Source organism: Providencia sp. PROV150 (assembly GCF_028481025.1).
Classification (GTDB): Bacteria; Pseudomonadota; Gammaproteobacteria; order Enterobacterales; family Enterobacteriaceae; genus Providencia; species Providencia hangzhouensis.
On sequence record NZ_JAMPPJ010000006.1, the window covers coordinates 1 to 21,466 of the forward strand.

At 36.3% G+C, this 21,466-nt stretch carries 20 protein-coding genes; 14 read left to right on the forward strand and 6 right to left on the reverse strand.

Annotated features, from left to right (window positions below):
• Nucleotides 1-1,288 precede the first annotated feature (1,288 nt).
• Nucleotides 1,289-1,582: a helix-turn-helix domain-containing protein gene (locus PSE83_RS06295; protein ID WP_036959042.1), complete on the forward strand. Its 294-nt coding sequence runs from the start codon at nt 1,289-1,291 to the stop codon at nt 1,580-1,582.
• A gap of 248 nt (nt 1,583-1,830) precedes the next feature.
• Here the strand turns inward: PSE83_RS06295 and PSE83_RS06300 are convergent, their stop codons facing one another.
• The 5 genes from PSE83_RS06300 to PSE83_RS06320 form a co-directional block, all read right to left on the reverse strand.
• Nucleotides 1,831-3,597 carry a potassium/proton antiporter gene (locus tag PSE83_RS06300; RefSeq protein ID WP_004264862.1) on the reverse strand — a complete coding sequence of 589 codons (1,767 nt, stop codon included), beginning with the start codon at nt 3,595-3,597 and terminating at the stop codon, nt 1,831-1,833.
• A gap of 361 nt (nt 3,598-3,958) precedes the next feature.
• Complete coding sequence (locus PSE83_RS06305) at nt 3,959-4,627, reverse strand: methionine ABC transporter permease (protein ID WP_004264861.1); 669 nt, start codon at nt 4,625-4,627, stop codon at nt 3,959-3,961.
• Nucleotides 4,624-5,637: a methionine ABC transporter ATP-binding protein gene (locus tag PSE83_RS06310; RefSeq protein ID WP_004264860.1), complete on the reverse strand. Its 1,014-nt coding sequence runs from the start codon at nt 5,635-5,637 to the stop codon at nt 4,624-4,626. Before PSE83_RS06310 ends, PSE83_RS06305 begins: the two co-directional genes overlap by 4 nt.
• 3 nt (nt 5,638-5,640) lie before the next feature.
• Nucleotides 5,641-7,101, reverse strand: coding sequence for an FAD/NAD(P)-binding protein (locus PSE83_RS06315; RefSeq protein WP_004264859.1), 1,461 nt, complete (start codon nt 7,099-7,101; stop codon nt 5,641-5,643).
• 4 nt (nt 7,102-7,105) lie between these two features.
• Nucleotides 7,106-8,230, reverse strand: coding sequence for a CMD domain-containing protein (locus PSE83_RS06320; RefSeq protein WP_004264858.1), 1,125 nt, complete (start codon nt 8,228-8,230; stop codon nt 7,106-7,108).
• A 212-nt stretch (nt 8,231-8,442) separates the two neighbouring features.
• On the opposite strand from PSE83_RS06320, the gene PSE83_RS06325 reads away from it, so the two are divergent.
• Both PSE83_RS06325 and PSE83_RS06330 read left to right on the forward strand, forming a co-directional pair.
• A complete protein-coding gene (locus PSE83_RS06325) occupies nt 8,443-9,285 on the forward strand; it encodes a MetQ/NlpA family ABC transporter substrate-binding protein (protein WP_094963177.1) in 843 nt (280 codons plus the stop codon).
• A 228-nt stretch (nt 9,286-9,513) separates the two neighbouring features.
• The gene (locus tag PSE83_RS06330; RefSeq protein WP_004264854.1) at nt 9,514-10,251 is read left to right on the forward strand and encodes a cyclase family protein; all 738 of its coding nucleotides are present in this window, start codon (nt 9,514-9,516) and stop codon (nt 10,249-10,251) included.
• Between the two features lie 52 nt (nt 10,252-10,303).
• Here the strand turns inward: PSE83_RS06330 and PSE83_RS06335 are convergent, their stop codons facing one another.
• Nucleotides 10,304-11,539 carry an SLC13 family permease gene (locus PSE83_RS06335; protein WP_110591942.1) on the reverse strand — a complete coding sequence of 412 codons (1,236 nt, stop codon included), beginning with the start codon at nt 11,537-11,539 and terminating at the stop codon, nt 10,304-10,306.
• 552 nt (nt 11,540-12,091) lie between these two features.
• Here PSE83_RS06335 and PSE83_RS06340 point away from each other — a divergent pair.
• From PSE83_RS06340 to PSE83_RS06390, 11 genes are all read left to right on the forward strand, one after another.
• Nucleotides 12,092-14,041: a PTS mannitol transporter subunit IICBA gene (locus PSE83_RS06340; protein ID WP_004264852.1), complete on the forward strand. Its 1,950-nt coding sequence runs from the start codon at nt 12,092-12,094 to the stop codon at nt 14,039-14,041.
• A gap of 11 nt (nt 14,042-14,052) precedes the next feature.
• Nucleotides 14,053-15,213, forward strand: coding sequence for a mannitol-1-phosphate 5-dehydrogenase (locus PSE83_RS06345; RefSeq protein WP_036958981.1), 1,161 nt, complete (start codon nt 14,053-14,055; stop codon nt 15,211-15,213).
• 101 nt (nt 15,214-15,314) lie between these two features.
• Complete coding sequence (locus PSE83_RS06350) at nt 15,315-15,845, forward strand: MltR family transcriptional regulator (RefSeq protein WP_036958979.1); 531 nt, start codon at nt 15,315-15,317, stop codon at nt 15,843-15,845.
• A gap of 97 nt (nt 15,846-15,942) precedes the next feature.
• Complete coding sequence (locus PSE83_RS06355) at nt 15,943-16,365, forward strand: GNAT family N-acetyltransferase (protein WP_004264848.1); 423 nt, start codon at nt 15,943-15,945, stop codon at nt 16,363-16,365.
• Between the two features lie 95 nt (nt 16,366-16,460).
• Complete coding sequence (locus PSE83_RS06360) at nt 16,461-16,967, forward strand: AAA family ATPase (RefSeq protein ID WP_198633711.1); 507 nt, start codon at nt 16,461-16,463, stop codon at nt 16,965-16,967.
• 229 nt (nt 16,968-17,196) lie between these two features.
• Nucleotides 17,197-17,367: a hypothetical protein gene (locus PSE83_RS06365; protein ID WP_164565101.1), complete on the forward strand. Its 171-nt coding sequence runs from the start codon at nt 17,197-17,199 to the stop codon at nt 17,365-17,367.
• 943 nt (nt 17,368-18,310) lie between these two features.
• Nucleotides 18,311-18,478, forward strand: a complete 168-nt coding sequence (locus PSE83_RS06370; RefSeq protein ID WP_336298222.1) for a helix-turn-helix transcriptional regulator — start codon at nt 18,311-18,313, stop codon at nt 18,476-18,478.
• Nucleotides 18,442-19,311, forward strand: a complete 870-nt coding sequence (locus PSE83_RS06375; protein ID WP_272660722.1) for a hypothetical protein — start codon at nt 18,442-18,444, stop codon at nt 19,309-19,311. Before PSE83_RS06370 ends, PSE83_RS06375 begins: the two co-directional genes overlap by 37 nt.
• A gap of 22 nt (nt 19,312-19,333) precedes the next feature.
• Entirely contained in the window at nt 19,334-20,353 is a 1,020-nt protein-coding gene (locus tag PSE83_RS06380) for a P2 family phage major capsid protein (RefSeq protein ID WP_210845625.1), read from the forward strand.
• Entirely contained in the window at nt 20,350-20,883 is a 534-nt protein-coding gene (locus PSE83_RS06385; RefSeq protein WP_272660723.1) for a GPO family capsid scaffolding protein, read from the forward strand. Before PSE83_RS06380 ends, PSE83_RS06385 begins: the two co-directional genes overlap by 4 nt.
• A 69-nt stretch (nt 20,884-20,952) precedes the next feature.
• Entirely contained in the window at nt 20,953-21,465 is a 513-nt protein-coding gene (locus tag PSE83_RS06390; RefSeq protein ID WP_272660724.1) for a host cell division inhibitor Icd-like protein, read from the forward strand.
• Nucleotide 21,466 lies beyond the last annotated feature (1 nt).

Below are 21,466 nucleotides of genomic sequence, written 5' to 3' on the forward strand. Positions count from 1 at the left end.
CAACCCATTCCTAAGCAAGTAATCCAATCTAACCGTCACCTAAGTAAACACTCAGTCGTTAAGCCGTACCTCGACAAGCTGGTTGCAGGTTCAGCCCCTAGGGCAAATCCGAAGGATTTCAATCCTGCACGACCCACGATCTCAAGTCATTATCAAGCAAATAATCCAAACTAATACTTAGATCAGTAAACACTTACTCACTAAATAATACACCTATTTTGTAAGTTGCATTTTCTAAGTAATATGATAAGAACTTAGAGAATTATCGGCTACACAGCCCGCCTAATATGTAAAATAATTCAAGATGTACTTTGAAAAGCCACTTAGTTTTTATGTCTATATTCCAATATGGCATTAGCAGGATATATTTTAAAATATAATGACGTCATTTAAGCATAAATGAATGGCTAATTACTCTTCCATAGAATGGACGAGTAATTATCATTTTTTATAAATAGCTTTCATTATATCGTAAATATAAAAATCTGCAATTTAGCTATAAATGCTTAAATTGTGTTTATTTTTAAAATTTTGTATTATCCTTCATCCTAAAAAAACAGAAACAAGTGGAATCAAAAACAGACCGTCGATGAAGGTTATTTTTCATAATTTTGTGATATTCATCTAGTAAAATGAATAATAAGCTTTCTTAACGTTATGGTTTTGTTATGTTTGGTACTTGTGGATAATAAATCCATCTCTTGCTACTTTAAAAATTTAGTAATTTACTAATTGTAACAGTTTAACTGGCTTTTTAACGTACTGATATTTTGCCGAATTAGAGAGTTTTAGAGATAAAATTGACTGTTTTTACCATTTTTTACATAAAAGTATCATTTATAGTGGGTTTATCACTTTTCATCGAGTTTAATTGTATCAATAACATTAATATTGTTACAGTGTTAAATAATTCTATTTATTTCCTTTATTTTTAGGTTATACATCGGCTACATAGGTCTTTTTTAGATGAATATTCCAAGGGTTTAGGCATATCCTCTGGAATATTACTATGCAGTGATACACACGTTGCGTGTAACTTTGTGATATTAAAGTATTATTTTGATTTTAAACACGAAATGTATAGCATGAAATACTTTGTTACATAGTTGCAATGTCAATTTAGGACTAGTTGAAACTAATTATAAGGGTAGTATATCATTCTGTTAGATATATGCTGAATCGTCTGTAGCATTATCAATGTTATACACATAAATATAAAAAATAAAATATGTAGATAATTATCTGCTAATTTTTATTTCCTTAAATATAAATTGAAGCGAGAATGTTTATGAACACGAAATATCCTGTCGCTTGTGCAGTTGGACAAAAAATAAAAGCCCTTAGAAGAGCTCAAGGCTTTACTGTTTTTCAGTTAGCTAAAGAGATAGATATAAGTGAACAGCAGCTATTTCGTTACGAGCGTGGTGTGAATCGTATCGATATAGATTGTCTAGTTCGAGTATTAAAAGTTTTAGACGTTAACATGGGTGAGTTTTTTAGTGAAGTCCTGCAAGAGGATACTCAAGTAGATGAGAGCACGGGTAATAAGGGGTTTGAAAGCTCTGCATATACTCTGGTGTAACTAAATATCTATATTGTTTTAGAATGAAACGTAATTCGCTTTAATTCTTAATTGTTTCAATTAGGAACATAAATTAAATATACCTGCTATTTATAGCTTAGAATGACAATAGCTGTTTTTATCTTATGTTTCATTAAAGAACAAATAAAAGCCCGAAAGGGCTTTTATTTTTGTATCCTTAAAATAATTATTACTTAAGATTTTACTCAATATCTAAGAAAAATATTGGGTAAGATATTTATGTTCTGTTAACCTTCCTGCTCTTTGATTGGCTCTAATATTACGGTTACGATACGTGTGCCTATCATCTCTCCAATTCTTAATTGCAGTTGATCTAATTTTATGATGGTATCTTGCAAAGGTTCCGATATAGAAGCGTAAATAAATTGGTTAAGAGTCCTTTCATCACTATTATCAATTTGGATACCATAAGATGAGTAGATCTCATTTAATCGAGTCGTTCCTTTTAGACTTAGCCCTGTATCGGGAAGTTCAATAGGAGTGTGTTCAGAGATGTTTTTTTCTGAAAAAAGGCGTTCAAGAAAAATACGATTTTCAGGTTTAAGAACAACGAATAAATGGTCTTCAGCATGAAAGGTAGTTGAACCCCTTGGAGGTAAAACACTTTTTTCACGCGTGATCATTGCAATGACAGTTTGGTCAGGTAATGCAAGTTGCGATAATCGGCGACCCACTGCAGAGCAATCCTCTCCTAATGTATATTCCACTAAATCTGCATCTATTTGTTCTACTGCGGTAATATCTAAAGTGGCCGCAGGGATCAATGGAGGTGGCTGCATTAAATTTAATTTACGAGCAACGTAAGGCAAGGTTGAGCCTTGTAAGGTTGCTGAAATTAATACCACAAAGAAAACCACGTCAAAAATTAAATGGGCATTAGGTAGCCCGTAGATAAACGGGAAAATAGCAAGAATAATAGGAACAGAGCCACGTAACCCTACCCAAGAAATTAATGTTATTTCAGGTTTAGGGAAACCAAATAATTTTAGAACAGGTATTACAGCCAATGGCCTCGCGATAAACGTTAAGACCAGAGCAATAATTAAGCCTTCAAGCCAGACTTCAATAAGAGAACTTGGGTTGACAAGTAACCCTAGCATAACGAACATGATAATTTGGCTTAGCCATGCTAATCCATCATGGAACAAAAATGTATTGCGTTGAAAAACAAACCGATGATTACCAATCACAACACCAGTGACAAAAATAGATAAAAACCCACTGCCTTCTAAATTACTGGCGAGACCGAAAGATAGTAGTCCACATGCAGCGACAAGCACAGGATACAAACCAGTAGCTAATAGCTTAATCTTATTGATAATTTTGACTGAAACCCAGCCAACGCTCAAGCCAACAACAGTACCTATTCCCATTTGGCTAAAAAACAGCAGAATTAATTCACTACCTGAAGCTTGTGGGTTCATTAAAAGTTGTAATAAACCAACAGTTAAAAATATGGCCGTAGGGTCATTTGTTGCACTTTCTATTTCTAAAGTGGATTGCAATCGTTCATTTAAATAGATCCCCGCGTTGCGTAGTAAGGAAAAAACGGCTGCGGCATCGGTAGAACCTACGATAGCGCCTAGTAATAGCCCTTCAAGCAGAGGAACGCCGAGAATATAGGCAGCAGCAAGACCTGTCACACCTGCGGTGATAAGAACGCCTAATGTTGCTAGTGTAAAAGATGGTTTCCAAACTAGACGAATTGATTTTACTGATGTTTGTAGACCCCCATCAAATAAAATTAAAGCAAGCGCGAGAGAACCAACGGCATAGGAAACATTCACGTTATCAAATGTAATCTTACCTATCCCGTCTTCGCCTGCTAACATGCCAATAAACAAAAACATGACTAGCATAGGTAAACCGAGCCTAGCAGACAATTTGCTAGAGAAAATTCCCAAAAGAATGAGTATAGAAATCAATAAAATGAGTTGTTCAATAGTTGGCATAATCAGTTTAATCTGTAAGTGAATAAAACGCTGACGATGCATCGTAAAGCGCGCGTAGAAAGCAAAAAACGAAAAAACAGCAAGACGACTAAATATACATAGAGAATAGATTATTTTAGCGAAAAGCTGATAATATCCATTAAAAAGTATATCTACATGATTATAATATAAATAAATTTAAATAATTTGATTATTTATCGCATTTTTTATTATTAAAGTGAGTTAAATCACGTAAAAAAACGATAAATTTGAATAAGTAGGCACCGTAGTCCACTTTATTTTTAATTTTTTAATTAAAGGTAATTTTGAAATGGGGGACATAAGCATTGAGGGGGAAAATAGGCACTTATAAAGTAAGGTAAAAGAGAGAAGGCCGAATATTCTTTCGACCTTCACCATCTAATTAATGGTAGCGCGCTTTTTTAGCTAAATAGTCACCAATAAATTGCATGCCTTGTACTATAATTACCAATGTAACAACGGTAATAGCCATTGCGACATTATCAAAACGTTGGTAGCCGTAGTTTAGAGCTAAGTCACCAACGCCACCACCACCAACGGCTCCTGCCATCGCGGTTGCACCGACTAAAGTAATACTTGCAGCGGTTAAACTTAAAATTAATGATGACTTTGCTTCTGGTAAAATAAAATGCCAAACAATTTGCCAATTAGTCGCTCCCATAGAATCAGCCGCTTCAATAATACCCGAGTGTACACTGAGTAATGAATTTTCAACTAAGCGTGCGGTATAGGGCGCAATAAAAATGACTAATGGCACTATTGCTGCAGTTGTTCCTATTGAAGTTCCCACCATAAAGCGTGTGAGAGGGATCATAGCAACTAATAAGATGATAAAAGGCAGTGAGCGAATAATATTAATAATCGGGTTCACTATACGATAAATACATTTATTTTCCCAAATACCGTCTGGTCTCGTTACAACAAGTACGATACCTAATAAGATCCCAAATATAGAACCTAATACGAGCGCAACGCTAACCATCGTAAAAGTTTCTGACATCGCTAATAAAAACTGTTTAGTTGTTAAAGCGGTTTCGAATAATTGTGTCATAGTGCCCCCTTATTAACTGCAACTCCACGTTGGCGAAGAAAAGAAACTGCATCTTCAATTTTTTCTTTATCACCAATAAATTGGACAAACATGCTGCCTAGCACGACACCACTGATCTCTTTCATATTGGCAAACAAAATATTTATTTTGACAATTTCTTTCAGTATTAACTCATTAACAACAGGTTGTTGCGCAGAGGACCCTAAAAATTCAAGACGATAAACATCTTGTTGGTGTTCTAAGTTATGTAGAACGCGTTCTGGAATTTCTTCATTTAACACTGTCCCTACAAATTTTCTGGTTGTGTCTTGATGAGGATTTGCAAAAATATCAAGTACAGTTCCTTCTTCGACAATTTTTCCTGATTCCATAACGGCTACACGGTTACAGATTTCTTCAATGACTTCCATTTCATGAGTTACGAGCAAGATAGTAATATTTTGCTCTTGATTGATTTTTTTTAATAATTGCAAAATTGAGCGAGTTGTTTGCGGGTCAAGGGCTGAAGTGGCTTCATCACATAACAAAATTTGTGGGTTATTGATCAAAGCACGAGCAATACCAACACGCTGCTTTTGCCCACCGGATAGCTGCCCAGGGTATTGGTGTTTTTTATCGCTAAGTTCGACATATTCAAGAATGCTATCAACTCGCCGAGTGATTTCTTGTTTATCGACACCTGAAAGTAATAAGGGCATCGCAATATTTTGAGCAACAGTTTTAGTTTCTAGCAAATTGAAATGCTGGAAAATCATACCAATGCTTTTTTTATGTGAACGAGTTTCTGCAGGGGTATGTTCAGCAATATTCTGGCCATTAATAATAACTGCCCCACTGGTTGGTTTTTCTAATTGATTCACCAAGCGGATAAGTGAACTTTTACCCGCTCCGCTATAACCAATAAATCCAAAGATATCACCTTTATTGATATGCAAATTAATGTCTTGCAATGCAACTAAAGACTGCCCATCTTTTTCATAGACTTTTTGAATATTTTGAAAGGTAATCATGATTTACTCTACATTATCAGTTAATTGCACGCGTTCTGAAGGTGGTGCAGCGGGTTGCCACTCATCACCTAATAATTCAGCTTCTTGGCTATTTTTGACTTGCTCAAGGTGTTGTTCTTGATGACTCAAGTACAATTGAGCTGCAATATGGTCAGCCAATCGTTCTGCCCCAACATTAGTTCCGGGGATTAACCCTATAACAGGCCCCATACTGAGCGATGCACTTAAGTTAAAACAATATAACTGATTGATTTTTAATGTGTCTTGCTTGTGTTTCGCTTGAAATTCAAAGTGATTACCTAAATAAGGATGTGAAGCTAACTCTGTATTTTCTTCATGAATGGATGGCGTGTATGCATCTCCCCACGTTTTAACTAGCGGTGATAACCGATGAAAGGCGCTGTGCTTGGCCCAATTAATCCGATAACCAGTTGCCAAGATCAAATAATCTAATATAAATTTACCTGTCGTTGTCGTGACATGTAACTTTTTGTTTTTTAATTCAATAAATTTAACTTGAGTATTGAAATTGAAATAAGCATTCTCATGACGAGATACTCTTAGTGTGCTTCCGTGGGGCGCTGGTGTTTTGGCTTTGGCTACATAGTCCGTGTAATGCCATTTTTGAGCATCGGTAAAATAGGCATATGCATTGGTAAAACCTGCGCTTCCAGCAACTTTCCCTCGGTTTACACGAGGCATATCGCTAGCACGAATTAAAATTTCAACCGAATTAGCACCATTTTCTAATGCCGTTGCTGAACTATCCATAGCACCTGCACTATAGCCAACAACACCAATGTCTAAACCTTTAAAGCGACGATAGTCAGTACCTGCATATGAATGTTCCCAATAATTCGTTGGGATGTCATTCATAAAGCTAGGGATATTAGCTTCACTAAAAGACTCCATACCAGTCGCTAAAATTACATGTTGCGCTTGATAACTGACCGTTCCTTCTGGGGTATCAAAAATTAATTCACGGTAGTTATCATTTAATTGCACATCCACTAACCGATATTGATTAAGCACATAGGGTTCTGTCATGGTTTTATACCATTGCAGATATTCTCCCCACTGCAAACGTGGAATTTTATCGAGTTCATCCCATTTTTGAATGCCAAACTGGGCTTTAAACCAAGCTTGAAAAGTTAAAGAGGGGGATGCAAGCGCAGGGCCAACCACATGTTTTGGGGAACGCAATGTTTCCATTAATGCAGGGCTTTGCCATGGGCCTTCTTTGCCAGCAGGGGCTTGGTCGAAAACAATTGCATTGATACCACGTAATTTCAGAGCGAATGCGGCTGTAATACCTGACATACCCGCACCAATGATAGCGACATCAATAATTTGGTTTTCAGGGTTATTTTTTGATAATGACCAAGACGTTATTGGTAAATTTAAATACTGCAAATCTTGTTTTATTTGCGCTTCTAATGCCTCTAAACCCATAATCAGTTCCATTGAATTACTCCTTATCCTCTACTATTTCAAAGGGCTCACCCAGCGATAACATTAAGCGGTTCGCCCATGAAAAGAAGGCCGTTGATTGAACTAAATCAAGTAATTCAAGTTCAGATAAACCCAAGTTTTGTAACTCTTCAATTTGTGATGGTGTGGCTTGGATGGGGGTTGCAGATAAAGAGGCGACTAAATCTGTGATGGCTAGGAGTCTGTCATCAAAACCTTCAGCAAGTACTGAACCCGTCGCAGTTGCTAGTAATTTATCAACATCAGCACGTCGTTCTTTTGCATACTGACTGGCTTTTCTAGCATGTACAGAAGCGCAGTATATGCAGCCATTAACTTTACTCGTTACCGCCGCAGCAAATTCACGTTCCCAGCGGGGTAACCCTTCTGAGGTATAAAACACGCCTCGGTCAACTAAAGTTCGTAATTCTAAAATTTTGCTTTGATGTGCGAGTAGTAAAAAATATTCAGAGTTTAATTGGCCAAATTTTTTCATAACCTGAGCTTCTTCAACAGACAATGTCTTCGCATCCCTTGCTGAAATCCAAGCTTCCCATCCTAAGTTATCTTGTGTAAAAGAGGTTGGAGAAGAGTTCCCTTTTCGGGTTAATAGTTGATGGTTCCATTTACCAGCCACAACTTTGGACGAATTACTTGTAAGGCTGCTATTATCTGTCAGTAAAAGGATCCCTTCGATTAGCCGAGCTTGATAGGTGACATAAGTTATTAATTGGGCAAGTAAAATGATGTCACTCTCTTGCCAACCTTGTTCAGTTAATGCAGCAATTAATTGGTAATGGGTGTCTTTAGGTGATTGCGTTAAAATTTGCAGATATTCTTTTGCTGTGGAAAGTGGTTGGGTAAGAGGTTCATCAGGAATTGAGTCTATTAATTGCAAATAAAATTCAGCGAGACGGGGACTTCCCGTTATTTTCGCGACTTCATGAGCAAAATAATATTTCACATCATTTGTGAGAAGTGTCGATGGCGTAGAAAAAATAGCTTCAAATACGGCTTGAGTATTTTCAGTCGCGACTGAGCGTTCATGGCGAATTTTAGCTAGATTGGAATCTGGTGTTAAATTAGTTAAATAATTAATTACATCATTATAGGAAATAGTCATAAAGCAACTCACTTTTTTTAAACGTTTTTATCTCCTTCATTACATATCAATCACATCACTAATCGAACGATCTATTTGTTATATATTTATAACCAAAAAGAATTACAAGTGACTCTTATATTACTTTTGTATTAAGTTATAACGATATAGTCTAAGTTGTGCTCTTTAATTATGATTATACTGCCCAAAATATCTTTACAGGGTTGTTACATATGTTAAAACAAAAAATAATAGGTTTATCTTTAATTACTACTGCTTTAGTTGTGTTGGCTGGGTGTGGCGATAATAGTGAAAAAGATAATCCTAATAAAAAACAAATTACAATAGGCTTTGGTGTTGGCAATTATATTGACCAAGTGGATAAAGGTATTGTACCGATTTTAGAAAAAAAAGGTTATACCGTTAATTTACGCCAATTTTCACAGAATAGGCAAATAAATCCTGCTTTTGAAGAAGGTTCTATTGATGCTTCTGTAAATCAAAGCCGTGCCTATATGGAGGCTTATAACAAAAAAAATAATATTAACATGGTGGCATTGACAGACTCACCGAGTGCGCCTCAAAGCCTGCGGTCAAATAAACATAAAACGCTGGATGATGTGAAAGATGGTATGATTGTTGCGTTATCTAATGACCCCGTTAATGCAGAGCGTGGCGCTAGGATCCTGGAAAAGTTAGGTTGGATTACAATTAAGCCTGATGTGAGTACATTAAGTTTTAGTGTTAATGATATCTCCCCAAATGAATATAACTTAGATATTCGAGAAACCGATGCGGCTCAAGGGTTGCGATTATTAGATGATGTTGATTTTGTCGTTGTGAATGGTAACTATGTGGCAAGTGCCGGCCAACGTATTGCAGATGGTTTAGTTGTAGAAAACTCACCGCTAGAGCATCGCGTTATTGTGACTGTCATGCAAAAAGACCTAGATGCTCAGTGGGCAAAAGATTTGAAAGAAGCTTTTGAATCTAAAGAGTATGCAGATTATATTCGTTCTCAGCGTATTTATGATGGTTTTATTGAACCTGACAGCTGGAACAAATACCCTAAATAAAATCCTAGTCTATTTTTTTATTATTAATATTATGTTAACCACTAATTTTTATTAATTAGTGGTTTTTTGCTATAAAAGATAAATATCTTACTGATTTAATATGAAAAAGATTCGTGTTGAATTTGTAGACAACAGGATGTTTTTTCGTTATTTAATAGGTTAGGAAAGGTATTATAAAAATAGTCTGTAGATAATTTTATTTAGAAAATAGAACTGACAGGGGAAAATATGAGCAATGAATTAATTGATGCATTTAATGTAATAAAATCTAAAAAATGGGTTGATTTGACACATAGCTTCGATAAAGACTCACCGCATTTTTTTATGTTTGACTCTGCTGAGTTTAAAACATTATTTGGCTATCCAGAAGGTTTCTTTGCACAGCAATTTACATTTCCAGGACAATATGGCACCCATATTGATGCTCCCTGTCATTTCGTTGAAGGGAAACGTTATTTACATGAGCTTGAATTAAAAGAACTTGTTCTGCCATTGATTGTTATTGACCAGTCTGAAAGGGCAAAAGAAGATCCTAATTTTGCATTTTCTCTTGATGACGTCCTTAATTTTGAAGCGAAAAATGGCCGAATTGAATCAGGGAGTTTTGTTGCATTACGTACTGACTGGAGTAAACGTTGGCCATCACAAGAGCTGATGGATAATAAAGATGACGAGGGCAATAACCAAATACCGGGTTGGGGAATGGATGCACTTAAATTTTTATTTGAAGAACGCGGTATAAAAGCGATTGGCCATGAAACATTTGATACTGATGCAGCAAAAGATTTTCGAAAAAATAATGCGTTACTTGGTGAGTATTATGTATTAGAACAGGATACATACCAAGTTGAATTACTGGCTAATTTGGACCAAGTCCCCACTCGTGGTGCTGTAATTTTTAATATTGTTGCTAAACCAAACAATGCTAGTGGTTTTCCTGTTCGTTCTTTTGCAATACTGCCATAGAATTTATAATTATAACCAATCTGCTAATGTAATAGCAGATTGGCTAAAACGACTATAAAGCAAATAAAATCCATGCAGCAGCTAATAACATACACAAGAGTGCTACAACTCCCCCTGATTTAGAAAACTCACCAAAAGAAATTTTTACGCCATATGCCGCTGATTGTTCGACCACAATAATGCCAGCAAGACTACCGAAAACCAGTAAGTTGCTTGAAAAACCAGAACCCAATACGAGAGCAGCGCCTAACGAATCGGCATTGCCTTCAGGTGTTAAGAAGGGGACGAGTAGCATGACTGAAGGGTTGTTTCCAACGATAGTACTTAGGACACCGGTCACTAAAAATAGGGCTAATGGATTGTTGAGATCCACACCATAGCTTCGCAAATCAGTTAATAATTGCTGAGGAAGACCTGTGGCGGCAAAAGCGGCATTGACGACAAATAATCCCATGATGAGTAATAAAAGATTGCCATCGACGAGTTTAAGCATATCACTCGAGGCAATGGATCTATTTAATAATAAAAATCCAGCAGCCGTTAATGCTATAAGTTCTTTAGGAATATCAGTCACAATAAAGGTAATGATAACTGCGAAAGTAATAACACCAGCTTTTGCAGTTTCCCATACATTTAATGTTTCTTGGGTGGTTTGAGGGGGAGTTGATAGCGCATTTTCTTTAGTCAAATACCAACGATTACGATATAACCAAACAAGTACCAACCATGTTAATGGTAAGGAAAGCAGGGCTGGTATTGCAGACGCCTGTAATAAGCCAACAAACGAGATATCGAGCCCTTGCGCTGCGATCATATTCTGTGGGCTACCAATTAATGAGCCCGCCGCTCCGTTATTAGCTGCGAAACAAAAGCCAAGCAAAAAAGGAATTGGGTTTAAACCGCGAGATAAACTAATTGATACTAATAATGGTGTCATGGCGACAACAACAACATCATTCGTGAGCAATGCAGAAAGAAAGCCGCCGACAAGAATTAAAACAGCCAGTAATATTGGTGGTGAAACTTTTAGCATCGCCACCCGGTTTGCGGTCCAGCTATAAAAACCAGAAACAACAAAAGAAGCAGAAACGACCATAAGCCCAAATAACATACCAATAGTTCGGTAATCAATAGCATTCCATGCATGGGGAGGGGTAATACTATCGATAGCCATCATAGCTAAGGCACCAATAACCGCAGCGCCAGTTCTATCAACTTTGAAGCCAGGTAGCTTACCAAAGCCCATCGCAATATAAACCAAAAGAAAAACAATAACGGTTAACGTCATGATATTCACATTTTAATTAAGAAAATTAGAGGTAATTTATCGGTGAACACCTGATGAAGCAAGGCTAAATAATGTATTGATAATAATGCGTTGCTGTCGATTCTATTTAAGACTATCTCAAAAAGATAGTAGCCATAATGAAAATGAAATAGAAAATACGTTTAGTAATTTTATTACAAAATTGAGAAATGATCTGTGCGGATGAAAAAATGTTGGCAGTTCACTGGGTAGAAAAAGATAAATAGAAAATAAATTGTGATGATTGTCACCAATTGAAGATAAATTGTGATTTTTGATTTATGACTCAGATCACAAAAAATAGTTTTTTAGTGCAAAAAAAGAGCAATGTAATTTAGTAACACGATTTTTTTGTGATCTTTGTCAATATAAAGATGGGGTAAGTAGGGGTTGGATGGTGATGATGGTCACAAAAAGGCCCGCGTGGTGCGAATCTGATCAAGCTCATGCTAGAGTGAATGTGTTGAAAAAATCACAGACGTTATTTGGCGATAACGTTACAACTTTATCATTTTCGTACCACGGGGTTCTGTCATGGTAACATCAAATATCAAATTAAAGGTACAGAATTTTGGGCGTTTCCTCAGTAATATGGTTATGCCTAATATCGGTGCTTTTATCGCTTGGGGATTAATAACAGCGTTATTCATCCCAACTGGCTGGTGGCCTAATGAGACATTAGCTCAACTTGTTGGCCCTATGATCACTTATTTACTACCACTATTAATCGGTTATACCGGTGGCCGTTTAGTTGGTGGAGAGCGGGGCGGAATAGTCGGCGCAATAACAACAATGGGGGTAATTGTTGGTGCTGACATGCCAATGTTTATGGGGGCAATGATTGCTGGCCCATTAGGCGGATATGCAATAAAACGTTTTGATTTGTGGATAGAAGGCAAAGTTAAAACAGGTTTTGAAATGTTGGTGAATAATTTTTCCTCCGGCATTATCGGCATGTTATTAGCCATTTTGGCTTATTTAGCTATTGGGCCTCTTGTTGCAGGGCTATCCAAAATATTGGCAGCAGGCGTGAATGTGATGGTGGAGAATAATTTACTTCCACTCACGTCTATTTTTGTTGAGCCCGCCAAGATATTATTTCTAAATAACGCGATTAACCACGGTATTTTCTCACCCTTAGGTATTCAACAAGCGACTGAAACTGGCGCATCTATTTTCTTTCTTATTGAAGCCAACCCTGGACCGGGTTTAGGTGTTTTACTTGCTTACATGTTTTTTGGTAAAGGAAATGCGAAGCAATCTGCACCAGGAGCCGCAATTATTCACTTTTTTGGTGGGATACATGAGATTTATTTCCCCTATGTCTTAATGAACCCTCGGTTAATTCTTGCAGTTATTCTGGGTGGGATGACAGGAGTGTTTGTTATGAACCTTTTTCATGCTGGGTTAGTCTCTCCTGCATCACCGGGTTCAATATTTGCAGTTCTGTTGATGACGCCTAAGTCATCATTGGTCGGTGTGATTTTATCAGTTACCAGTGCGACGTTAGTTTCCTTTATTGTTTCCGCGATTTTATTAAAGAAAACTCGCATAGGTGATGATGATGAGCTCGAAAATGCTACGAAAAAAATGCGTAATATGAAATCGCAATCAAAATCATTGGCAGCAGTAGAAATCAATCAAAATACCTCTGTTAATTTAGCAGAAGTACGCAACATTATTGTAGCTTGTGATGCAGGAATGGGTTCTAGTGCCATGGGAGCAGGGGTATTAGCTAAAAAGGTGCGTGATGCGGGCTTATTAGGAATTTCTGTTACGAACATGGCAATTAACGACCTGCCGGATAACGTTGATATTGTGATAACGCATAAAGATTTAACACAAAGAGCGAAAACATTTGCACCAAATGCAATGCATATATCGTTGACTAATTTCCTAGATAGCCAAACGTATAATGATCTTGTAACAAACTTAATAGCTAAAAAAAATCCTCAAGCAGCAAATGATGGACGACTGATTAAACAAACGATTATTGCAGCAAATGATGAATCCTATGAAATGGAAGATCATGATGATGCGATATTTACATTGAGTGCAAAGCATATTCATTTAAACCTATCTGCACAGAATAAAATGCAAGCCATTCAATTTGCGGGGCAAAAATTAGTTGAGGGTGGCTATGTTGAGCCTGACTATATTGAGGCGATGTTAGCTCGCGAAAAACTGACTTCAACCTATCTAGGTGAATCTATTGCTGTTCCTCATGGCACCATAGAAGCAAAAGATCGAGTATTAAAAACTGGCATTGTTATTTGCCAATACCCTGAAGGCGTACAATTTGGTGAAGAACCTGATGAAATTGCCCGCCTAGTTATTGGTATTGCAGCACAAAATAATGAGCACATTGAAGTTATCACACGAATTACTTCCGCTTTAGATGAAGATGGGGTTATTGAGCGTTTATGTGAAACCCAAGATGTTCAGGAAGTACTCGAAATTTTAGCGTCTCAAAGTGCAGCATGAGGAGAATAATAATGAAAGTCATTCATTTTGGTGCAGGAAATATAGGCCGCGGTTTTATTGGTAAATTATTAGCAGATGCAAATTCACAAGTAACTTTTACTGATGTCAATCAGCCATTAATTGACCAATTAGCACATCAACAATCTTATAATGTTCATGTTGTTGGTCAGGAAAATCGTATTGAGAAAGTCCAACACATTCACGCTGTTAATAGTAATGACCCTAAAACGATAGAGTTTATTGCAACAGCAGATATGCTTACAACAGCAGTCGGGCCACAGGTGCTGGAAAAAATTGCCTCAACGATAGCTAAAGGCATTATTCATAGAAAATCGTTGGGAAATAACCAGCCGCTCAATATTATTGCATGTGAAAATATGGTAAGAGGAACTAGCCAACTAAAGCAACATGTATTGGCTCAATTGCCTGAAGAGTTGCATCAATGGGTTGAGCAGCATATTGGCTTTGTAGACTCCGCAGTTGACCGTATTGTTCCTCCAATGGATGCAGCGAATGATGACCCGCTTGACGTTACTGTCGAATCCTTTAGTGAGTGGATTGTTGACCAGACACAATTTGTTGGTGATATTCCTATTATCAATGGAATGGAATTAACGGATAACCTAATGGCATTTGTTGAACGCAAACTATTTACGTTAAATACAGGCCATGCGATGACAGCGTATTTGGGACAATTATATGGATACCAAACAATTAGTGAGTCAATTGGGGATTTGAGGATCCATACTGTTGTTAAATCGGCTATGCAAGAAAGTGGACAAGTTTTAATTCAACGTTATGGCTTTGATTCACAAATACATAATCAATACATAGATAAAATACTAAGTCGCTTTGCAAACCCATATTTAAAAGATGATGTTAGTCGAGTAGGGCGACAGCCTATGAGAAAGTTAAGTTCTAATGATCGCTTAATTAAGCCGTTGTTAGGCACATTTGAATACCAATTACCAAATGAAAATCTGATCATAGGAATTGCTGCCGCATTGCATTTCAGATGTGAAGCTGATCCTCAAGCAAATGAAATGGCAAAGTTAATTGCTGACAAAGGTATATATCAAGCGGTTGTTGAGCTTTGTGGGTTAGAGCAATATCCCGAGGTTGTTGATAGAATCTGTTCCCAATACCAGTTATTGATATTGAGTAACAAGTAATATTACGGATAATAGATTGATTAATTGAGGTTCAGTCACTTTATGGCTATCTACAGTATGATAGTAAGTAGTATAGCTATAAAGTGATAAAAGAAGCTAATATGGAAAATAAACAAAACATTGAAAATCAGATTCTTGAGCGGTTAAATCAACGGCCGGAAGTAAATTTATTTGTTCAAGAGGTCGTTCTTTTAATTTCACAAGCTATTGATAAATTAATGTTAAAAGTTTTTAGAAAGGATGATTATGCGGTAAAATATGCAGTTGAACCACTTTTAACTGGAAATGGGCCATTAGGAGAGTTATCGGTTCGTTTGAAACTTCTATTTGCATTAGGGGCGATTTCTCGTGAAACCTATGAAGATATAGAATTATTTCTTGCTTTGAATGAATCGTTATCAGCAGAAAATTTAAATATAAATTTTACAGATGATGAAATTTTAGGCAGTATTAAAATGCTTCATTGTATGGAACCTTTACCAGAAATGATGAGATTCAATCAACCAGAGGATCTTGTCGATAACCAATTAATTGAATTGCAAAAACACCGTTTTCAACAAATGATAAAATCATCGTTAGTATTATCTGTAACTGCTTTAATTACCCAAATTATAGAAACCGATGTATTTTAAAATTGTAAACTCAATTCTCTGATATTTTATTGTTTACTTATCAAAGTAAATATGTATGAAATAATGCTTTATTATCCGACTATCAATAGAATATAGAATGAATATTATTGTTGCACATGAAATCACCACTGAAGATAAAGAAGAACTACTTGCAGGGTTACGTAGTTTTAATATCCAATATTTGAATGCAGAACGTTTTAGTGAGTTAGGCGTTTATTTTAAAAATGACTCTGGTGTTATGCTTGGTGGATTACTGGCTTCTGTAAAGGCAAATTGGCTTTGTATCGATTTTTTATGGGTAAGTGAGGACGCCAGAAAAATGGGGTTAGGCAGTAAATTGATGTATACCGCTGAACGAGAAGCAATAAAATTAGGGTGTATTCATAGTTTAGTAGATACATTCAGTTTTCAAGCCTTACCCTTTTATGAAAAATTAGGATATGTAAAACAAATGTCCTTGCCTGATTTCCCAGAGACAGGCATGGAAAGGCATTATCTCACTAAAACTGAATTATCATAATCATATTTACTGCATTTAATCTGCTGTAAGTTGACATTGTTGTTATCATTTAAATTTATTTTGTGCGGCTAGCATTTGATACACGAAGAGAAGATATGAAAGTTTGTATTATAGGAACATCTGGAACAGGGAAGACGACGTTATCTGCCAAGTTATCTGATGAATTTAACACGCCCGTGTATGGTTATGATGAGATTTATTGGGATAAAACTCAGCAGGAATATATCAAAAATCCTCAACCTATTATTAACGCCTTAGTTTCAGCGATAACGTCTAAAACGGAATGGATAGTTGAAGGTGCTTACGATAGGCGTTTAATACCATTTTTTAACGATTGTACGCTGATTATTCGCTTAATTATACCTTATCGTATTTGTGTCTTTAGAATTGTAAAACGATACCTTTCATCGAAATTTACAACAATGGGGCCTAAAGAAACTCTTTTTAATATGATTGAGCTGCTACGCTTTACAAAGCAATTTGATAAGAGACTTGATGATTTCTTTGCTAAAAATCCTTTATTTGCATCTAAAGTTATCATCATAGATAACTCCGAACAATGTATTGATACGATAAAAAAACATTTAGAGCAAATAAAATAAATAGAGTTCGTTTACTACCAAGCACCTACCTTTATAACTAATCTTTGCGATAATTTTATTTAAGATGATTAAGTTTGGGTTACTACCAACCGAGGCTTATGCGAACACAGCGTTTGCGTCTATGGTACTTCTTATTTTCTTAATGTTTAGATATTGTTTAATTGCTGATCTGAACTTACAAACTTATATAGGTCTAAAACTTAATATAAGTGTAAATATGAGGTATGACATGAGGCTGTTTATAATAGTTTTTGCAGTAATGCTTTCCGCTTGTGCATCTTCTGGGCATGAGTTAAGTAAAGAAAATCCTAAAGATGCCCCTTACGTTGATAGCACATTAAACAGTATTAAAGCTGGTCAGAATATTCAAATAGAGCGGAAAATGCGACGAGGATATTAATCTAGCAATAGAATAATTAATAATAAATTAGGAAGTTTGCCTATGAAGTGCCTTCTACTAATCGTTGGGCAACTAATTACTGGGAGGCATTTCATCGTTATAAATTTTTCTTTTTGGCGATTTAGTATTTTAAAAGCCAAGACATAGGGCCGTTGTTGACATATGAAGATACAAACCTTAAGTATCGGTTAATTCGTATGCTTTTTTGTATCTTGCTGTTTCGATTTGGTTTGTATTTCGCTTTATAGGGGGGATTGAGTATGAGTAGTAGACATGATTGGCTTGATGAGGTTTTTGTTTAGGTGGGAATAGCTGGGTTTAGCTTGCTGTGGTGTCCCCTGCAGGAATCGATTCCCTTAATTATCTTACTGATAAAATATAACTTTTATTTTGATTTTTATTTTTCTATACATAATTATATACATTCCGTTTGGAATCATGGTAATCCCTGTTTCAGAATTGAAATGTTCTGATTGTCAGCAAAACGTTATTTTTTCATATGAATCTTCCCGATTTATTTTATGAGAATGTCCCATCTATGAACACTCTGTTTTTTGGGGAGGAATACCTCATAAACAACAACTATATTTATCACATATCAATTTATTTACAAATATTTACAAAAAAGAAGGGCAATAATTTAGATGTATGCAAAAAAATAGTAGGAAGTGCAAATAAAACCAAATAAATGCAAATAGACACAATGGTTACTTTTTGAACATTATTGTTAATTACCGTTAACGGTTGTTAATTAGCTATCAGCTATTAATAGTTCAATAAAATTGAACGAGTTAAATATTCACTGACTTTACCAAATTAATATTCTATGCAAATATAACTGCATCTCACGAGATACAATAAAGTCTAAATTAATCTTAAAGGAATAAATATGAGTTTATTACCTACGGGTAATCTTAACTCCGAAAAAAGTCGGCTGTTAAGAATGCCAGACGTAATTTCATTAACTGGGCTACCTCGTTCTACTATTTATTTTAAAATGAAACATAAAGAGTTTCCTAGCCAAGTACAAATAGGATCACGTTCTGTTGCTTGGTTAGAATCAGAAGTACATGAATGGATAAACAACAATTTAAGGAAAAGGACATTATGAAAAATATATCTTATTACAAAGATGAAAATTTATCGTATATATTTAATTATAAGTTTGCATCTATAAATGATGATAGTAAAGATACTGGATTTATTATACGGACAATTGAGTTATATCGATTATCTCAAATGAAAGATAAAATAAAACGGCTTTGTGAGCTAACTAACTTTGATTTTGATAATTTAATTCCTAGCGTGGAAGAAATTAAATTACTGATAAAGCAAGGTGAAGGAGTTGTTTCTAACTATTCAAAACTCTCTGAAAAAGAAACGGCTGAATTGAATAGTTTAACTGAATATATGTCAAATCTTGAGAATGGAAAGCTCAAGAAGCCAGCCCATGAGCCTACTGCAAGGTCTTGGGCTGAGAGTGCTTATCGAGCAATGGAAAGACAGCAATGTCATGTTCAACGTGAAAATGATAAATTGAATAAAATTAATGGTCTTTACGGTTTATTAAAGCCTGTTATTGAATGGATGATATCAGAAAAAGTTAAAGGGATTAAATCTGATTTATTAAATACATTACCAAACCAACAGTGTCATTTAAATTCATTGATATCAGATATGAATTGGGGATATGAGCAATCATGTAAATTTATATTGGATGAAATGAGCGCGTTTGAACAATGTATTGATAATGTTATAAGCAATTGTACTTTACCAAAAGATTCATATGCATTAAGAAATACACCGACATACCGAATTGAATATTATAAGCATTATTACAGTAACAAAGAGCCTCATTTAAAAGAAATATTAACCGCAAAAGAATTTGCTGAATCAATGGTTGATGCTGAGCGAAGACTACAACAAAAATTAAAATATCTATAATTTAAAATATAAGGAACATATTATGTACGTAACCACTATTCCAGATGTGGCAATGACCTTTCACGCCAATTTTACCCGTGGGGCTAATTATTTATCTGAAAATAGCCAGATGTTTTCTATTTCTGAGCCTTCTGAAAATTTATTACGTGTCGCTATTTCAGATGCCAGTTGGTTTATGAATCAATTAACGCTGGCAGATGTTAGCGAAGAACGCGGAAATACCATTAACCTTGGTGATAATACGCTTCACACAGGGCGGACTATCGCAGCACGATTCCATAAGAATATTAATTTTGAAGGTATGCCTTATGTTTTAGAGGAAACAGATACCTGTGCCGCTATTTCGTTTGAGCAGATGTCCATGATTGCCAATAGTGGCAGCGGGGATGATGAACATTTTACTAAAGTGATGTCAGACTTATTTTCTAAAGCTGTTTCTCTGGACATGATACGCGTCGGTTTTAATGGTGAGTTTTGCGGTTATCCCACTAAGCCTGATGTTTATAAACGCGGTCAGGATGTGAATAAAGGTTGGCACGCAATTGCAGCCGAATTTAACGAAGGTTCGCAAATAGTGACCGATAAAATTGTATTAGGAAAAGACGGGGCTTTCCCGAATTTAGATGCAATGGCTAACTATCTCATTATGAAAAAAATCCCCGAAGAATACCGTGAAGACCCGCGTTTAGTGGTGTTAGTGGGGGCAGAGTTAGCAGGGTTATACCGTGAGAAATTGTTCGCAGCATCCGATAAACCCGCAGATATTCAAGCAAGCCAAATGGCATTAAGTACTGTTGCAGGGCGTTTTGCCATTATTCCACCATTTATGCCTGGTCGTCGTTTGGTGGTTACAACGCTTGATAATTTACATATTTACACTCAAAAGCATACACGTCGTTTTCGTGCTGAATTTGTGGACGATAGAAAAGTGTATGAGCATAGCTATCTACGTAATGAGGGCTATGGTTTAGGAGATGGAAATCTTTACGCTGCCATTGATGAAAATGCCATCCAGATTGAAGAAGGGGTATTTTCATTATGAGTGCAAGGATTGAACCTCAATTAACGACTGTTTGGATTTGTGTGGCAACGTCGGGACAAACTTTAGATGGGCGGCATATTGAGCCTAAATGGTTATTGAACATTGCTGACAATTATGACCCTGAGTATTACACCGCGCTCATTTGGGAAGAGCATAATCGAAAACTGGATAACTTAGGCGAAGTGTTAGCCGTTAAAGCAGAAGAAAGCAACGGCGAAACCAAGCTCTATGCACGTTTAAGACCCAATTTGAAGTTAGTGGAGTACAACAAACAAGGGCAAAAATTGTTTTGTTCTATCGAAGTGGAAGAAGATTTTCGCGGACAAAAAGGCGTTTTTTATCTTGGTGGGCTGGCTGTCACGGATAGCCCATCCAGCGTGGGAACGAACCGTTTAGAGTTCAGTATTAACCGTTCTCATTTTTCACGTAAAAAGAGCCGCGTATCGCTCAGTTCACCCACTGCCTTTAATTTATCGGATGGATTAAAAGGCACTAAAAATCGGTGGTTCTCTGCCATTTCAGCAGGTTAAGAAATCAGCCCAGTTTCTCGCTGGGCTAATTCCTCTATTTATCAACAGTACATCAAGCTGGCTTCAATCATGGAAATAAAAAAGTTGCATCTATCTAAAGGGTTGGGCTATAGTTCTTACACGTTAGCAAAATCTAACGTCAGGATTGGAACCCTGAAATACTTCGAGGCGACAGTAGACGCCCAATGCGTCTTTTTTTATGTCGTAAATAATGCCTACCTTATGGCGAATTGCGCCTATTCGAATTCAATGGTGGCGTTGTTAGGGCAGCCTTTTGGCTGGCTGGTTTCCTTGAAGTCCAGTAGTTCCAACCCTCTCAACGTCACCACCCCTTTAGAGATTGGAACCTCTGGTGGTGACTCCTTAAAAAACTTCAAGGAGATCATCGTTATGATGGCTATCCCTACCCAAACTCAATTTAAATTTCTTTTCTTGTGTGTAAAACGTTCAGATATCACTGCAAAACCGTGCCGCCTTTCTGCAATAGCACCGACCGAACAAAGCGCAAGAAGCCTACTTGTTCGTGATTTTATTCTCTTATTCGCAGGTCGTTTACCTGTGCAATCAATAAAAGGGGAATAAT

Excerpts from the sequence above, each read along its gene's own strand:
- PSE83_RS06370 (WP_336298222.1), top strand. The coding sequence starts at position 18,311 with ATGCCAGACGTAATTTCATTAACTGGGCTACCTCGTTCTACTATTTAT.
- PSE83_RS06380 (WP_210845625.1), top strand. The coding sequence starts at position 19,334 with ATGTACGTAACCACTATTCCAGATGTGGCAATGACCTTTCACGCCAAT.
- PSE83_RS06295 (WP_036959042.1), top strand. The coding sequence starts at position 1,289 with ATGAACACGAAATATCCTGTCGCTTGTGCAGTTGGACAAAAAATAAAA.
- PSE83_RS06375 (WP_272660722.1), top strand. The coding sequence starts at position 18,442 with ATGGATAAACAACAATTTAAGGAAAAGGACATTATGAAAAATATATCT.
- PSE83_RS06300 (WP_004264862.1), bottom strand. The coding sequence starts at position 3,597 with ATGCATCGTCAGCGTTTTATTCACTTACAGATTAAACTGATTATGCCA.
- PSE83_RS06390 (WP_272660724.1), top strand. The coding sequence starts at position 20,953 with ATGGAAATAAAAAAGTTGCATCTATCTAAAGGGTTGGGCTATAGTTCT.
- PSE83_RS06310 (WP_004264860.1), bottom strand. The coding sequence starts at position 5,637 with ATGATTACCTTTCAAAATATTCAAAAAGTCTATGAAAAAGATGGGCAG.
- PSE83_RS06350 (WP_036958979.1), top strand. The coding sequence starts at position 15,315 with ATGGAAAATAAACAAAACATTGAAAATCAGATTCTTGAGCGGTTAAAT.
- PSE83_RS06320 (WP_004264858.1), bottom strand. The coding sequence starts at position 8,230 with ATGACTATTTCCTATAATGATGTAATTAATTATTTAACTAATTTAACA.
- PSE83_RS06340 (WP_004264852.1), top strand. The coding sequence starts at position 12,092 with ATGGTAACATCAAATATCAAATTAAAGGTACAGAATTTTGGGCGTTTC.
- PSE83_RS06355 (WP_004264848.1), top strand. The coding sequence starts at position 15,943 with ATGAATATTATTGTTGCACATGAAATCACCACTGAAGATAAAGAAGAA.
- PSE83_RS06305 (WP_004264861.1), bottom strand. The coding sequence starts at position 4,627 with ATGACACAATTATTCGAAACCGCTTTAACAACTAAACAGTTTTTATTA.
- PSE83_RS06325 (WP_094963177.1), top strand. The coding sequence starts at position 8,443 with ATGTTAAAACAAAAAATAATAGGTTTATCTTTAATTACTACTGCTTTA.
- PSE83_RS06360 (WP_198633711.1), top strand. The coding sequence starts at position 16,461 with ATGAAAGTTTGTATTATAGGAACATCTGGAACAGGGAAGACGACGTTA.
- PSE83_RS06345 (WP_036958981.1), top strand. The coding sequence starts at position 14,053 with ATGAAAGTCATTCATTTTGGTGCAGGAAATATAGGCCGCGGTTTTATT.
- PSE83_RS06365 (WP_164565101.1), top strand. The coding sequence starts at position 17,197 with ATGAGGCTGTTTATAATAGTTTTTGCAGTAATGCTTTCCGCTTGTGCA.
- PSE83_RS06330 (WP_004264854.1), top strand. The coding sequence starts at position 9,514 with ATGAGCAATGAATTAATTGATGCATTTAATGTAATAAAATCTAAAAAA.
- PSE83_RS06315 (WP_004264859.1), bottom strand. The coding sequence starts at position 7,101 with ATGGAACTGATTATGGGTTTAGAGGCATTAGAAGCGCAAATAAAACAA.
- PSE83_RS06335 (WP_110591942.1), bottom strand. The coding sequence starts at position 11,539 with ATGACGTTAACCGTTATTGTTTTTCTTTTGGTTTATATTGCGATGGGC.
- PSE83_RS06385 (WP_272660723.1), top strand. The coding sequence starts at position 20,350 with ATGAGTGCAAGGATTGAACCTCAATTAACGACTGTTTGGATTTGTGTG.